Origin of the sequence: Dactylosporangium sp. NPDC050688, assembly GCF_040654515.1 — a bacterium.
Classification (GTDB): Bacteria; Actinomycetota; Actinomycetes; order Mycobacteriales; family Micromonosporaceae; genus Dactylosporangium.
Genome location: NZ_JBFAIC010000027.1, coordinates 1 through 14604 on the forward strand (window position 1 = coordinate 1; position 14604 = coordinate 14604).

14 protein-coding genes are annotated in these 14604 nt (G+C 72.5%); 9 read left to right on the forward strand and 5 right to left on the reverse strand.

Annotation, left to right across the window (positions count from 1 at the left end):
• Positions 1–213 (forward strand): hypothetical protein (locus tag AB0H83_RS24720; protein ID WP_360098271.1); only part of this gene is annotated, 213 nt, incomplete at its 5' end.
• Positions 214–388: 175 nt separating this feature from the next.
• Here the strand turns inward: AB0H83_RS24720 and AB0H83_RS24725 are convergent.
• Together AB0H83_RS24725 and AB0H83_RS24730 are read right to left on the reverse strand one after the other, a co-directional pair.
• On the reverse strand, positions 389–571 hold the full coding sequence (locus tag AB0H83_RS24725; RefSeq protein WP_360098273.1) for a DUF3073 domain-containing protein: 183 nt from the start codon (positions 569–571) through the stop codon (positions 389–391).
• A 183-nt stretch (positions 572–754) separates the two neighbouring features.
• Positions 755–1480 (reverse strand): SDR family oxidoreductase, encoded by a 726-nt coding sequence (locus AB0H83_RS24730; RefSeq protein WP_360098275.1) that lies wholly within the window; start codon positions 1478–1480, stop codon positions 755–757.
• A gap of 80 nt (positions 1481–1560) precedes the next feature.
• Between AB0H83_RS24730 and AB0H83_RS24735 the strand changes: the two genes are divergently transcribed.
• Both AB0H83_RS24735 and AB0H83_RS24740 read left to right on the forward strand, forming a co-directional pair.
• Positions 1561–2274, forward strand: a complete 714-nt coding sequence (locus tag AB0H83_RS24735) for a TetR/AcrR family transcriptional regulator (protein WP_360098277.1) — start codon at positions 1561–1563, stop codon at positions 2272–2274.
• Between the two features lie 603 nt (positions 2275–2877).
• On the forward strand, positions 2878–4830 hold the full coding sequence (locus AB0H83_RS24740) for a glycosyl hydrolase family 28-related protein (RefSeq protein ID WP_360098279.1): 1953 nt from the start codon (positions 2878–2880) through the stop codon (positions 4828–4830).
• Positions 4831–5001: 171 nt separating this feature from the next.
• On the opposite strand, the gene AB0H83_RS24745 is transcribed toward AB0H83_RS24740, so the two are convergent.
• Together AB0H83_RS24745 and AB0H83_RS24750 are read right to left on the reverse strand one after the other, a co-directional pair.
• Entirely contained in the window at positions 5002–6006 is a 1005-nt protein-coding gene (locus AB0H83_RS24745; RefSeq protein ID WP_360098281.1) for an L-threonylcarbamoyladenylate synthase, read from the reverse strand.
• A 10-nt stretch (positions 6007–6016) separates the two neighbouring features.
• Positions 6017–7312, reverse strand: a complete 1296-nt coding sequence (locus AB0H83_RS24750) for an FAD-dependent monooxygenase (RefSeq protein WP_360098283.1) — start codon at positions 7310–7312, stop codon at positions 6017–6019.
• 79 nt (positions 7313–7391) lie between these two features.
• On the opposite strand from AB0H83_RS24750, the gene AB0H83_RS24755 reads away from it, so the two are divergent.
• From AB0H83_RS24755 to AB0H83_RS24775, 5 genes are all read left to right on the forward strand, one after another.
• Positions 7392–7949, forward strand: coding sequence for a TetR/AcrR family transcriptional regulator (locus AB0H83_RS24755; RefSeq protein WP_360098285.1), 558 nt, complete (start codon positions 7392–7394; stop codon positions 7947–7949).
• Positions 7950–9039: 1090 nt separating this feature from the next.
• Positions 9040–9585, forward strand: a complete 546-nt coding sequence (locus AB0H83_RS24760) for a hypothetical protein (protein WP_360098287.1) — start codon at positions 9040–9042, stop codon at positions 9583–9585.
• Positions 9586–9701: 116 nt separating this feature from the next.
• Positions 9702–10169, forward strand: coding sequence for a YbjN domain-containing protein (locus tag AB0H83_RS24765; protein ID WP_360098289.1), 468 nt, complete (start codon positions 9702–9704; stop codon positions 10167–10169).
• Positions 10169–11719 carry an aldehyde dehydrogenase family protein gene (locus tag AB0H83_RS24770; RefSeq protein WP_360098291.1) on the forward strand — a complete coding sequence of 517 codons (1551 nt, stop codon included), beginning with the start codon at positions 10169–10171 and terminating at the stop codon, positions 11717–11719. Before AB0H83_RS24765 ends, AB0H83_RS24770 begins: the two co-directional genes overlap by 1 nt.
• A 29-nt stretch (positions 11720–11748) precedes the next feature.
• Positions 11749–12120, forward strand: a complete 372-nt coding sequence (locus AB0H83_RS24775) for a hypothetical protein (protein WP_360098293.1) — start codon at positions 11749–11751, stop codon at positions 12118–12120.
• A gap of 103 nt (positions 12121–12223) precedes the next feature.
• On the opposite strand, the gene AB0H83_RS24780 is transcribed toward AB0H83_RS24775, so the two are convergent.
• Positions 12224–13507 carry an MFS transporter gene (locus tag AB0H83_RS24780; RefSeq protein WP_360098295.1) on the reverse strand — a complete coding sequence of 428 codons (1284 nt, stop codon included), beginning with the start codon at positions 13505–13507 and terminating at the stop codon, positions 12224–12226.
• A gap of 62 nt (positions 13508–13569) precedes the next feature.
• Here AB0H83_RS24780 and AB0H83_RS24785 point away from each other — a divergent pair, with 62 nt between their 5' ends.
• The gene (locus AB0H83_RS24785) at positions 13570–14553 is read left to right on the forward strand and encodes a helix-turn-helix domain-containing protein (protein WP_360098297.1); all 984 of its coding nucleotides are present in this window, start codon (positions 13570–13572) and stop codon (positions 14551–14553) included.
• The last annotated feature ends 51 nt before the right edge of the window (positions 14554–14604 follow it).

A 14604-nucleotide genomic window follows, 5' to 3' on the forward strand; every position in this document is an offset into this window, starting at 1 on the left:
GCCTTCGCCGACGTGCTCTACCGCCTGATCGAACAACCGTTCATCAAACTCGGCCGGCACATCGTCACCACCCGCCAGACCCGACGCAAGACCCGCCAGACAGCGCAGACAGCGCAGACAGCGGCACCGGCGGACGCCAGCGCAGCGGAGCCGGCCCGGCACCCCACCGCCGAACCGGTCACGGTGCCACCCGCGCAGGCCACCGGCAGCTGAACCACCAGACCCAGCGCCGAGCCGCGCCCGCGGCAAGCCCACGGTGATCCAAGTCGCGCCCCGGCCGTCTGGACGACCACGACGCGACTTCGATCAACCAGGCAAGAACACGAGTGGGCCGCCCGCCACCTGAACAGCGGTCTGACCAACACCGCGAACGGTGGTGGTCAGCGCGCTAGCGGGGAGTGTTGTCGTCGCGGTCGCGCGTGTAGTAGTCGGCGGTGTCCGCGTCCTCCGGCTCGGGGAGGTGTACGCCGGCGAGCTCGTGCTGGAGGGCGGTGAGGTCGGTCGGCGGGGTGAAGTACTTCAGCTCCCGGGCGATCCGCGTCTGCTTGGCCTTGGCCCGTCCACGTCCCATGTCGGCTCCCCGTCTCCCGTGCGCCGAGGGGCGGTGGCAGTGCCGCGCCCGGCGTCGTGACAACTTGAATTCATCCTCGTGCCCGACACGGTACATCCCCTCCGCAGCTGTCGTCTTCCGGCGATGGGACAAGAGTCCGACGCCACTGTCCCGCCGGTCGTTCCGGGTGGAAGCTTCCGGCCGTCAGGCAGCGCCGCCGTTGACGTAGATCGTCTGGCCGTTGATCCAGCGGGCCGGGCCGGCCAGCGACGAGACCACCTCGGCGATGTCCTCCGGGGTGCCCAGGCGCTCCATCGGGTTCATCTTCGCCATGCGCTCGACCGTGGCGTCGTCCTTGCCGTCGAGGAACAGGTCGGTGGCGGTGGGCCCGGGCGCGACGGCGTTGACCGTGACGTCCCGGCCGCGCAGCTCCTTGGCGAGGATCGGGCTGATCGCCTCCACGGCCGCCTTGCTCGCGGCGTATCCGGCGTACGCCGGCAGCGACAAGCGCGTGACCGAGGTGGAGAAGTTGACGATCGCGCCGCCACGGCGGACCCTGCGGGCGGCCTCCCGGCCCACCACGAACGTGCCGCGCACGTTGGTGCGGTGCATCCGGTCCAGCGCGTCGAGGTCGAGCTCGGCGACCGGCGCGAGCACCATGACGCCGGCCGCGTTGACGACCACGTCGACCCCGCCGAAGCGCTGCTCCGCGGTGTCGAAGAGCGCCGCGACGGCGGCCTCGTCGGCGACGTCCGCGCGCACCGCGACCGCCTGCCCGCCCTTGCCGGTGATCTCGGCCACCACCGCGTCTGCGGCGTCGGATGCGCGGCCGTACGCGACGACCACGGCCTGCCCGTCCAACGCCAGCCGCAGCGCGACGGCCCGCCCGATCCCGCGCGACCCACCGGTGACGACGGCAACCCGGTTCATGACAACCTCCTGCTGTTAGCGATGATAACAACTTTACGTTAGCACTAAGTCGCTAACGTGCAAGTGTTAACGTTGTTACCGTGACCACTACCCGCGAGAGGATCGTCGAAGCCGCCGCGGCCCTGCTGGACGAGGGTGGCCGCGAGGCGATCTCCACCCGGGCCGTCAGCGCTGCCGCCGGCGTGCAGGCCCCGACCATCTACCGGCTGTTCGGCGACAAACAGGGCCTCCTGGACGCCGTCGCGAGCCACGGATTTGTGTCGTACCTCGATGGCAAGATGTCGCTCGGGCACAGCGAGGATCCCGTCGAGGACCTGCGGCGGGGTTGGGACCTGCACGTCGGGTTCGGATTGGCGCACCCTGCCGTCTACACGCTGATCTATGGCGAGCCCCGCCCGGGGGTCGAGTCGCCCGCGGCCCGTGCCGCCGCCGAGGTGCTGGCGGGGCAGGTGCGGCGCATCGCAGCGGCGGGCCGGCTGCGGGTCAGCGAGGAGCGCGCGGCGCACCTGATCCACGCGGCGGGCTGCGGGCTGACGCTGACGCTGATCGCGCTGCCGCCGCAGCAGCGCGACCCCGCCCTGTCGGTCCTGGCCCGCGAGTCGATCCTGGCTGCGGTGACCAGCGACCCGCCACCGGCCGCGGGCGGCGCCGCGCCTGCGGGCGGAGTGGTCGGCGCGGACGCGGTGGCGGGCGCGGCCGGGGCCCTGCGGACCGCCCTGCCGGAGGTCACGGTGCTGAGCGGCGCCGAGCGGGCCCTGCTCGACGAGTGGTTGATGAGGATCGCCAAGGGCTGAGCTTTCGGGCCGCCTTTGCCCGGCGTGCGCGCCGGATCGCCGCGCTGGGGCGGGTCGGGTTGCCGTGCCGCGCCGGGTTCGTCGCGCCGTGCCGAGTGGGTCGCCGGGCCAGGTCGGGTCGCCGTGCGGTCGCCGGGCCGTGCGGGTTGCCGTGCCGGCGTGCCGTGCCGCGCCGCCACCTCGCCGCGCCGGTGACCTCGCCGGGCCGGGCTGCTTCACCGGGTCCGGTCGTCCCACCGCATCTTCCGTCCGCACCACAGCTTCCGTTCACCGTGTCTTCCTGCGGCGGGCGTCCGCCTGCGCGGCGCTGGGCGTCGCAACGATGGCCGCAGTTTTGTGCAACAAACCGACAAGCCGACGACAATTCCCTCCCGTTCGTTGCGTAAATATTTCGCAAGACCTTGTGGAGCGGGGGACGGGGGTCCTAATGTCACCTCACCCTCACCCTCATGGCGCCGCCCCGCCGTAGAGCGTCTCGGGCGTCCGCCCCCTCCCGAGAGAATCGAGTCATCGATGTCACGGAGCACAGGACCCTTACCGCGGTGGTCCAGCGGACCACCGCGGTGGGCCGCGGCGGCGACGGCCGCCGCCGTCGGTCTCGGTGTGGTGGTCACCGGTGCCGCACCGGCCGCCGCGGCCGGGGCCTCACCAGCGGTGACCCGCGCCGCCATCGACCCGGCGCTGACCGCGGGCCGCGGCGCCAGTGTCGCCTTCGTCGAGCAGGAGGCCGAGAAGGCCAAGACGAACGGCACCGTCATCGGCCCGGACCGCACGGCGTACACGCTGCCCGCCGAGGCCTCCGGGCGCAGCGCGGTGAAGCTGACGCCGGGGCAGTACGTGGAGTTCACGCTGCCGAAGTCGGCCAACGCCATCAACGTCCGCTACAGCATTCCCGACGCGCCCAACGGCGGCGGCATCACCTCGCCGCTGGACGTGACGGTCAACGGCGGCAAGAAGACCACGGTGACGCTCACGTCGCAGTACTCGTGGCTGTACAACCAGTACCCGTTCTCCAACGACCCGAACGCGGGGCTGCTGCACCCCGACTGGTGGATCACCGAGTGCGCGTGCGTGCCGGCCGCCACGACGCCCGCGCCGACGATCACCACCCCGTTCCGGCCGAACCACTTCTACGACGAGCAGCGGCTGCTGCTGGGCAAGACGTACCGGGCCGGTGACAAGGTCCGGCTGACCGCGCCGAAGAACAGCGCCGCGTGGACGGTCATCGACCTGCTCGACTCGGAGCTGGTCGGCCCGCCGAAGATCAGCATCATCGCGGCGAACGTGCTGCTGTTCGGCGCGGACCCGACGGGTCGCCGCGACTCGGCCGACGCGATCGACAGGGCCATCGCCTTCGCCAAGAAGACGCACCTGAAGGTGTACATCCCGCCGGGCACGTACCAGGTGAACCGCCACATCATCGTCGACAACGTCACGATCGAGGGCGCGGGCTCCTGGTACACCATCATCAAGGGCAAGGAGGTCGCGCTCAGCGAGCCGGCCCCGGACAACTCGATCCACACCGGCGTCGGGTTCTACGGCAAGTACGCCCAGGACGGCGGCAGCAGCAACGTGCACCTGTCCGGCTTCTCGATCATCGGCGACGTGCGCGAGCGTATCGACACCGACCAGGTCAACGGCATCGGCGGCGCGATGAGCAACTCGACCATCGACGGGCTGTACATCCAGCACACCAAGGTCGGCCTGTGGTTCGACGGACCGATGACCAACACGAAGGTCACCAACAACGTGATCGTCGACCAGATCGCCGACGGGCTCAACTTCCACACCGGCGTGACCAACTCGACCGCGTCGAACAACTTCGTGCGCAACTCGGGCGACGACGGCCTGGCGATGTGGGCCGAGAAGACCACCAACGCCGGCAACACGTTCGACCACAACACGGTGCAGACGCCGGTCCTCGCCAACGGCATCGCGATCTACGGCGGTAAGGACACCACGGTGTCCGGCAACCTGATCGCGGACCCGATCCGTGAGGGCAGCGCGATCCACATCGGCTCCCGCTTCGGCGCCGAGCCGTTCACCGGCTTCGTGAAGGTCAAGGACAACACCACGGTCCGCGCCGGCACGTACGAGCTGAACTGGAACATCGGCCTCGGCGCGATCTGGTTCCTCGCGCTGGAGAAGAACATCGACGCGGACATCCAGGTGACCGGGGACCACTTCCTCGACAACACCTACAACGCGATCATGCTCGTCGCCGACTGGCCGGTGAAGGACCTGTACTCCATCACCAACGTCAAGTTCAAGGACATCCGGGTCGACGGCACGGGCACCTCGGTGCTCAGCGCCCGGGCCGCGGGCTCCGCCTCGTTCCAGAACGTGGACGCCCGCAACGTCGGCGCCGTCGGCATCAACAACTGCGGCACGTTCCACTTCACCCCGGCCGGCTCCGAGTTCTCGGTCGTCGACCTGGGCGGCAACGACGGCGGCGGCACCACGGGCCCGTGGCTCGCCCCCTGGGAGCTGCCGAACACGATCACCTGCGACGACCGCCCGCCGGTCGTCGTGCCCCCGGCCCCCGCGCCGTGGTGACGAAACTGCTGTAGAGCGAGGGGCGGGCGTCCGAGGGGGCGCCCGCCCTTGCGCTGTCAGTGCTCCTGCGGCACCGCCGGCTGCTGCGGTACCGGCACCGCCGCTGCCTCCGGTGGGGGCGCCTGGGGCGGCAGGACTGGCGGGGGCAGGAACAGCAGGCGGTCGCCCGGGTCAGGCGGTCGCGGCGGTACCGGTCTCAGCGGCCGACGCCCGGGTCAGGCGGTCGCGGACGGCGAGCCAGTCGTCGCCTCCGGGCGGGGTCTGCGCGAGGATTGTCGTCACGCCGGCGTCGTCGAGGCGGTGCAGGGCGGCGTACAGGTCGGCGGCGTACTCGAGCGGGTCCGCGGACAGCAGCTCCACGTGCGCCCCCGGCGGTGCCGTCGGGTGGTGGGTGAGGATGCCCAGCGTGCCCGGGTCCGCGTCCTCGGCCCGCTCGGCCAGCAGGGCCGGGTCGTCGACGAGGAGCAGCCGGGCCCGCGGCGCGTAGTGGCGGTGGGCGAGCCCCGGCGAGCGGACCCCGGCGGCCGGGCTCTCGCCGGGGCCGTCGTCGCCGGGCAGCCGCAGCGCGCCGACCACGTCGCGGATCGCCCGCAGGCTCAGCGCGCCGGGGCGCAGCAGCCGGGGCGGCGACACGGTCACGTCGACCACCGTGGACTCGATGCCGAGGCGGCACGGGCCGCCGTCGAGGACCAATGGCACGTCGGGCAGGCTGCGGATCACGTGCTCGGCGGTGGTGGGGGAGATGCTCTCGGACCGGTTGGCGCTCGGCGCGGCGAGCGGCAGCCCGCACTCCTCCAGCAGCGCGAGCGCGACCGGGTGCGCGGGGACCCGGACCGCGACTGTCGCTGGGCCGCCGTTGGCCGGCAGGTGGTGGGCCCGCTCCACGACGAGGCTGAGCGGGCCGGGCCAGAACCGCTCCGCCAACAGCCGCGCCGCCTCGGGCCACGTATGGGCGAGCGCCTCAGCGTCCGCCGCCGACGCCACGTGCACGATCAGCGGGTTCCACGAGGGGCGGCGCTTCAGCCGGTACACCTCCGCGACGGCCTTGGCGGAGAAGGCGTGCGCGCCCAGCCCGTACACCGTCTCAGTGGGGAACGCGCAGACGGACTCCTGCCGCAGCAGCTCGGCGGCCCGGCGCAGCCCGGCGGCGTCGGCGGCGACCACCCCGTCAGTCATGTGCGCAAGGTTAGAGGGTCGCCGGGGCCACCGGCGGGCGCAGGTCGACCCCGTTGAGCATGGCGGCCGGCCCTCCCCCGAACGAGGTCAGCCTCCGCTGCAGGAACCCGGGCAGCCGGGGCAGCAGGCGCATCGCCTGGGCCATCGTCCAGACCTGCAGCTCGCTGCGCGGGATCAGGGTCGCCAGGACCGACGGCCCGACCGTCCTGCTGGCGGCGACCGCGTCGGCCATCGCGCGCTCGTACGCCGGAAACGCCACCGCATGGTCGTCACCGGCGGCGGCCAGCTCCGAGGCGAGCACGTACGCCCCGACGACCGCCAGGCTGCTGCCGCCACCGACCGCCGGCCCAGGACCGTAACCGGCGTCGCCGGCGAGCGTGACCCGCCCGCGCGACCACGACGGCAGCCGGATCTGGCTGATCCCGTCGAGGTAGAAGTCGTCGGCCGCGTCGAGGTGCTCGAGCAGCCGCGGGACCTCCCAGCCGAGCCCGGCGCAGACCTCGCGCAGCAGCCGCCGCTGCGCGGCCGGGTCGCGGTGGTCGGCCTGCTGTTCGCGGTTGTCGGGCCGCGGGTCGCGGCGGTCGGCCTGCGGGGCGCGGTTGTCGGCCTGCGGGGCGCGGTTGTCGGGCTGCGGGGCGCGGAACAGGATGACGACGCGGGTGCGGCCGGGCGTGCGGGTCGGGTAGAGGGCGACGGCCCGGTCGACGGTGTTGTAGCCGAGGACCTGCCCGTCGAGACCGATGAAGTCCGGCACGCTGAACACCGCAAGGTAGCCGCCGAGGAAGTGGCTGTAGTCCTCCTCCGGCCCGAACACCAGCCGCCGCACCCCGGAGTGCAGCCCGTCGGCGCCGACGACCAGGTCGAAGGTGCCCTTGGTCCCGTCGGAGAAGGTTGCGTCGACCCCGCCGTCGTGCTCGCGAAGCTCCTGGATGGTGGTGCCGAAGGTGTACGCGACGTGCTTGCGGGTCGCCTCGTACAAGATCTCCGCCAGGTCGCCGCGCATGATCTCCACGTGCCGGTCGGACACCCCGGCGAGGAGCTGGGCGGCGTCGATCGTGACGTCGGCCCGGCCCGGCCGGATCAGCGTCATCGTGTCGGTGGTCGTCCGCGCCGCCCGGACCTGCGGCAGCAGCCCCATCCGGTCGATGACCTCGACGGCCGGCCCGAGGATGTCGACCGCCTGCCCGCCGTCGCCGACCCGCAGCTCGGAGGTGCGTTCCACGACGCTGACCCGGTGCCCGTTGCGACGCAGCCAGTACGCGAGGACGGGCCCGGCGACGCTCGCACCGGAGATGAGCACGTGCATGACTCCCCCTACGTCCGTTTACTTACCGATAGGTAAAGGGAACCACTTACCTCCCGGTAAGTAAAGTAAGATGTGACCCGTGCCAAGGGTGAGGACCACAGAGACCGCCGACCGCATCCGCGCCGTCGCGATGGAGCTGATCGCCGAGAAGGGCGTCGCGCAGGTCAGCCTGCGCGAGATCGCCGAGCGCGTCGGCATCAGCAAACCCGCGCTGTACTACCACTTCGCCTCACGCGAGGACCTGGTCCGCAGCCTGTTCCAGCCCCTGGTCGACGACGTGGCCGCGCTGCTCGACGACTTCGAGTCGGGTCGCTGGCCGGGCGAACTCACCGACCGTCGCGCGGTGCTCGGCGCGTACTTCGACGTCACGTACGCCCACCGCGACATCACCAAGATGGTCATGCAGGACCCGAGCGTCCTGGCCGAGCTGAACCTGGCCGCCGCCGTCACCGACTGGGGCCGCCGCCTGACCACCCTGCTGTTCGGCCCGGCGCCGACCCTCGCCCAGCAGGCCCGGGCCACGGTGGCCGTCGGCGGCCTGGGCGACTGCACGGTGATGTTCACCGACGTACCGAAGGACGAACTGAAGACGGCCGTCCTGGACGCCGTCTGCGCCACCCTCGGCCAGACGCCATGACCTGACCGGCGCGCAGTGGGCGGTGGACGCGCAGTGGCTCGTGGCCGCGCAGGTGTGACGGTGCCGGCTCGCTGCTGATCTTGCTTGCTTGATCGAAGTCGTGTCGTGGTCACCCTGATGGCCAGCACGCGACTTGGATCACCGCGATGGTCCGGCCGGCGCGACGGCGAGGCCCGGATTGCCGCGCGCAGCGCAGGCAGCGCGCGGCGGCGAGGATGGGCGGCTCCGAGTTGGGGCCTGGCTGGCCCGCGGCGTCGGCCACGCCGAAGCTCGTGCTGTCGTCTGGTGACGTTGGCTGGGTTTTCGGTCGTGCGCTGACCGCGAGTCGCGCGAAGCGCGGCCTACCGTGCCGCGCGGCGAGGAGGTAACGGCGGGCCGCCATCGCAGCAGCGGACGGTGCGACGGTGCGCGGCAGGGACAGTCAGGGGCGTCAGGAACGGCAGGGACGTCAGGGGCGGCAAAGACGCCCGGAACGGCAGCGGAGGGCCAGTGGGCGCGACCGTGCAGGCCAGCCCGGGCGCGATGAGGCCGACTGCCGGAGCGGATCGAAGGTGCGGTTCGGGCCGCCGATGCCCAGCCTGCCGACGGGCAGGGCGGTGATGGGTAGGGCGGTGATGGGCGCGGCGCCGATCGCCGCCCTGATGACCGCGGCCCAGTGGGCCGGTGCGCCTTGACCACCCTGGTGCGCCGGACCTGGCATGTGACCAGCCCGGCCCGGCCGCGCCGACGAACGGCCACCCAGAAAGCGGCCGCCCAGCAAGCGACCGTGCCAGCGAACCGGCGAGCCGGCGAACGGTCGCGGAGCCCGGCGAGACTCCGCGACCGTGGCTCGGCCGCCGACGTCGCCGGGCGGGACGCGCCCGCTGGCGCGATCCGCCCGGCGACCGCCTGTCTGCGTCCTCCCCCTATCCCCCGTGTGAACGCGGACGTGCCGTTGGCTTCGGCCGGAGCTGGTCGATGCACGGCCATGCATCGTCCCCTCCGAACACCCCCCGTTGAAACCGTCTGGCTGGCTGGTCCAGATCAGCGTATCTAGACGTCTAGGTTCGCGCAATTGTTGATTTGAGGAACGGTGGTCTAGATTTGCCGGGTGCGTGGCCGGCTCTTTCCAGTCGTCGACGGCTGGTATGAATGGCGCCAGGAGCCGCCCCTGGCGCAGAGCGTGCAGGTGCGGGTCGGCGTCTCGGACGGTGGTCGGCTGGTGCTGACGGGGTTGCGCATCGACGGCAGCCCGAGCGCGGATCTGCTGCGCGCCATCCCGGTCGGGCGCATCGAGGCCGCGGCCAACGCGCAGCTCGCGGTCGTGCACGAGTCGATCGGCACGCCGCCGGTGTTCAACCCGCGGGCCCGGCCCGTCGCGCCGCCGGTGGTCGTCGACGGTGGGTGGGAGACGGTCGAGCCGGCTCTGGCGGTGCCCCGCGACGCGGCGGCCGGCGGCGGCAGGTCGCGCGGGCGGCCCGATGTGTTCTACCGCGAGGTCGCCGACGTCTATCTCGACTTCGCGCAGGACTCGCCGCGGCCCGCCTGCGACCTCGCCGACCAGCACGGCGTACCGGTCAGCACCGCACACCGGTGGGTGAAGGAGGCCCGCCGGCGCGGGTTCCTGCCGCCGGGCAGGCCAGGCAAGAGCGGCTGACGCAGAAACCCAAGAGCTGGCCACGAGAGGTCCGGACGCCGGCCACGAGCGGCGCGGGGGCGGGCAGCGGACCAGCGGCCGGTGGTGAGGGTGCGGCCGTTCGATAGGGTGGCGGCGTGTCGATCGACGCCGCTGTGCGCACCCGGGTGCACCGCCTGCTCACCGACTACCTCGGCGGGCAGCCGGTGCCTGCCGACCTGAGCGCCACCCCGGCCGCGATCCGCAGCGGCACCGCCGTGGTCTACCTGCGCCTGGTGGCCAACGAGCCACCGTTCGTGCGGGTCTTCTCGCCGCTGTTGCGCCGTCTGGAGTGCTCCCCGCAGCTGCTGAGCGAGCTCAACGAGCTCAACGGCCGGCTCAACTTCGTCCGGCTGTTCTGGCGCGACGACTCCGTCATCGCCTCCTACGAGCTGATGGCCGCGACCCTCGACGCGGTCGAGCTGAGCAACGCCTGCGACTGGGTCGCCGACGCCGCGGACTACTACGACGTGCGGCTGCGTGAGCAGTTCGGCGGCGAGCTGGCGTTCACGCCACCGCCGACGTCGCAGCACCCGGCCGACACGCCCCACGGCAAGATGGAGTGATGAGCAGCCTCCTCGTCTCCACCGTCGGCGGCAGATCCGTCGACGCGCCCGGCGAAGCCCGCTTCGTCTCCACCGACCCGGCCCGCCTCGACCAGGTCGTCGCCGAGGTCGCGCTGGCCGACGCCGACACGTTCGTGGCCGCGTGCCGCTCCGCCCGCCGCGCGCAGCGTGACTGGGCGGACGTGCCGGCCCCCGTCCGGGGGCGCGTGATCGCCAACCTGGGCCGTCTCGTCGAGGCCAACTTCGAGGCCCTGGCGGCGCTGGTCACCCGGGAGGTCGGCAAGACCGTCGCCGAGGCCCGGGGCGAGGTGCAGGAGATCGTGGACACCTGCGACTTCTTCCTCGGTGAGGGCCGCCGCATGTACGGGCAGACCGTGCCCAGCGAGATGCCGGACAAGCAGCTGTTCACGTTCCGGGTACCGGTCGGTGTGGCGGCGATCATCACGGCCGGCAACTTCCCGGTCGCGGTGCCGAGCTGGTACCTGGTGCCCGCGCTGCTGTGCGGCAACGCGGTGGTGTGGAAGCCGGCTGAGTACTCCGCTGCCTGCGCCGACGCGTTCGCCCAGCTGATCCGGCACGCCGGAGTGCCCGACGGGGTGTTCGACGTGGTGTACGCCGACGGCCCGACCACGTTCGCCGGTCTCGAGCGGGCCCTGGACGCCGGGCTGGTCGACAAGGTCGGGTTCACCGGCTCGTCGGAGGTCGGCGCGCGCATCGGCGAGCTCGCCGGCCGGCACCTGCAGAGCGCCTGCCTGGAGCTCGGCGGGAAGAACCCGATGATCGTCACCGAGGACGCCGACCTGGACCTCGCCGTGCACGGGGCGTTGTTCGCGGGGTTCGGCACGGCCGGCCAGCGGTGCACGTCGCTCGGCACGCTGATCGTGCACGACAGCGTCCTGCCCGAGTTCACCGCCCGTCTCGAGGATGCGGTCCGCCGCGCGCCCATCGGCGACCCCACCGACCCGTCGGTGCTCTACGGTCCGCTGATGACGGAGCGGTTCGCCGCCCGGTTCGAGGAGTACCTCGGCTGGATCGAGGACCACCACCGGGTGCCGGGCCCGACCGGCCGCATCGGCGCCGCCAGCCCGCGGGAGGGGTTCGTCGGCGACCCGGGATCCGGCCTCTTCTACCACCCTGTCCTGGTTCATGGTGTACGGCCAGAGGACAAGATCTTCCAGCAGGAAACCTTCGGCCCGCTGGTCGGGGTGACCGGCTACGCCACGCTGGACGAGGCGATCGAGCTGGCCGACGCCCCGGGGTACGGGCTGTCCGCGGCGATCTACACGACCGACCCGCGCAAGGCGTTCACGTTCCGGCGCCGCACCCGGGCCGGGATGGTCAGCGTCAACAACTCCACCTCCGGCGCGGAGGCGCACCTGCCGTTCGGCGGCAACGGCAAGTCCGGCAACGGCAGCCGCCAGTCCGGCGTGTGGGTGCTCGACCAGTTCACCCGCTGGCAGTCGATGAACTGGGACTACTCCGGCCGCCTGCAGCGCGCCCAGATGGACACCCTGGAAATCTTGCCAGACCTGGATTATCGGCTCAGCTGACCACGGACAGGGGCCGCATCACGACCGCGGTGCCGAGCCAGGACATCGTGGTCATCGGCACCGGGTTCATGCCGTACTCGACCGCGACGATCGTCATCTACTCGCAGCCGATCGTGCTGGGCACGGCGGTCACCGACGGCCTGGGCAACTTCAGCAAGCCGGTGAAGGTGCCGGCGGACCTGGTGGCCGGCGCCCACTCGCTGGTCGCGGCGGGGGTCGACCCGGCCGGCCTGCCGCACAGCCTGAAGATGGCGATCCAGGTGGCGGCGAGCACGGCGAGCTCGGGCTCGCTGGCGGTGACCGGCGCGCCGGTCACGATGATGCTGCTGGTCGGCCTCGCGCTGACGACCTCGGGCGGCGGGCTGCTGCTGGCCGGCCGGCCGCGGCGCAGGACCGCCTGACGCGCGCCGCACGACAAGGACGCGCGCCGCACGACAAGGACGCGCGCCGCACGACAAGGACGCCGGCCGATCGGAACTCGATCGGCCGGCGTCTTCATGCCGGTCAGGCGGCCGCGACGGCCACCGGGGCGGGGACCGTGAGGCCGCGCCGGGTGCGCAGGAGCAGCAGCGACAGCGCCGCCGCCGAGATCGACAGCCCGCCGGCGATGTACCAGGCGAGGTCGTAGTTGCCGAGCCGGTCGCGCAGCAGGCCGGTGGTCGTGGCCGCGATCGCCGCGCCGAACTGGTGCGACGCGAACACCCAGCCGAAGACGACCGGGCCGCTGGCCCCGAAGTACTCCCGGCACAGCGCGACCGTCGGCGGCACCGTCGCCACCCAGTCGAGGCCGTAGAACAGGATGAACACCACCATGCTCGGCCGGACGGTCGCCGCGAACAGGACCGGCAGCACCAGCAGCGAGGCGCCGCGCAACGCGTAGTACCAGCCGAGCAGGATGCGGCTGTCCATCCGGTCGGTGAGCCAGCCCGACGCGATCGTGCCCACGATGTCGAACAGGCCGATGAGCGCGAGCAGCGACGCCGCCACCGGCTCGGTCATCCCGTGGTCGTGCGCGGCGGGGATGAAGTGGGTGCCGATGAGGCCGTTGGTGGTCGCGCCGCAGATCGCGAACCCGCCGGCGAGCAGCCAGAACGCCGGCACGCGGGACGCGTCGCGCAGCGCGCCCAGCGCCCGCCGGGCCGCGCCGCCGGGCGCGACGGGCGCGGGCGGGGTGTCGGACTCGGCGCCGTAGGCGGTCACACCCAGCTCGGACGGGTGGTCGCGCAGCCGCCACAGGACCAGCGGCACCACCACGAGGGCCGCGCCGGCGACCGTCAGCGCGGCGGCGCGCCAGCCGCGGGCGTCGACCAGCAGCGCCAGCAGCGGCAGGAACACCAGCTGCCCGGCGGCGCCGCCGGCGGTCAGGACGCCGGTGACCAGGCCCCGCCGCGTGACGAACCAGCGCCCGGTGATCGTGGCGACGAACGCGAGCGCCATGGAGCCGGTACCCAGGCCGACCAGCACACCCCACAGCGCGATGAGCTCCCAGCTGTGCCGCATGAACACCGTCAGGCCGCTGCCCGCGGAGACGAGCAGCAGCGCGTACGCCACCACCCGCCGGATCCCGAAACGCTCCATGAGCGCGGCGGCGAAGGGTGCGGTGAGCCCGAACAGCAGCAGGTTGATCGACACCGCGAGGGAGATGGTCCCCAGCGACCAGCCGAACTCCTCGTGCAGCGGGTGCAGCATCACGCCGGGCGTGGCGCGGAAGCCGGCCGCGCCGACCAGCGCGACGAACGCGACGGCGGCGACCAGCCAGGCCGGATGGATTCGTTTCACGAAAAACATAATCTTCGACCCGGTACCGCCGGGCGAGTGGCCCGACAGCCATAGTGCGCAAGAATTGGGCCATGGAGCAGCACCTCGTGGCCGTGATCGCGCTGGACGGCGTCGTGGCGTTCGACCTCGGCACCCCGTCGCAGATCTTCGGCTCGGCCCGCGGCGAGGACGGCCGCCGCAGGTACCGCATCGAGGTGTGCACCCCCGGCGGGCTGCCGGTCCGCAGCGCGGCCGGCTTCCAGGTGCTGCCCGAGCACGGCCTGGAGCTCACCGAGGTGGCCGGCACGGTGATCGTGGCCGGCATCGCCCGCGGCGGGCCGGTGGAGGACGCCAGCGTCGAGCCGGCGGTCGCCGCCGCGCTGAAGGCCGCCCTGGCCCGCGGCGCCCGGGTCATGTCGATCTGCACCGGCGCGTTCGTCCTCGCCGCCGCCGGCCTGCTCGACGACCGCCCGGCGACCACGCACTGGGGCTGGGCCGAGCAGTTCCGGACGCTGTACCCGCAGGTCAAGCTCGACCCGGACGTGCTGTTCATCGACGACGGCGACGTGCTCACCTCCGCCGGCGTCGGTGCCGGGGTCGACCTGTGCCTGCACGTGGTGCGCACCGACTTCGGCAGCGAGGTCGCCAACCGGGCGGCCCGCCGCAGCGTGGTGCCGCCGTGGCGGGAGGGCGGCCAGGCGCAGTACGTCGAGCGGCCGCTGCCCCGGGTCGCCGACACGAGCACCGCGCCGACCCGCGCGTGGGCGCTGCAGCGGCTGGGTGAGCCGTTGACCCTGCAGGACATGGCCGCGTACGCGACGATGAGTGTGCGCACGTTCACCCGCCGTTTCCGCGAGGAGACCGGGGTGAGTCCGGCCCGGTGGTTGCTGCAGCAGCGGGTCGACCACGCCCGTGGCCTGCTGGAGAGCACCGACCTGGCGGTGGAGCAGATCGCCCGCAGCTCGGGGCTCGGCACCGCCGCGTCACTGCGCCAGCACCTGCAGACCACGATCGGGGTCGCGCCGAGCGCGTACCGCCGCACGTTCCGGGTTGTGCCGGGCGCGCCGGGGCGGTAGGCAGGAGGAACGATCACCGTCGATCCTCCGGGAGGCATCGTGCGCAGGCTC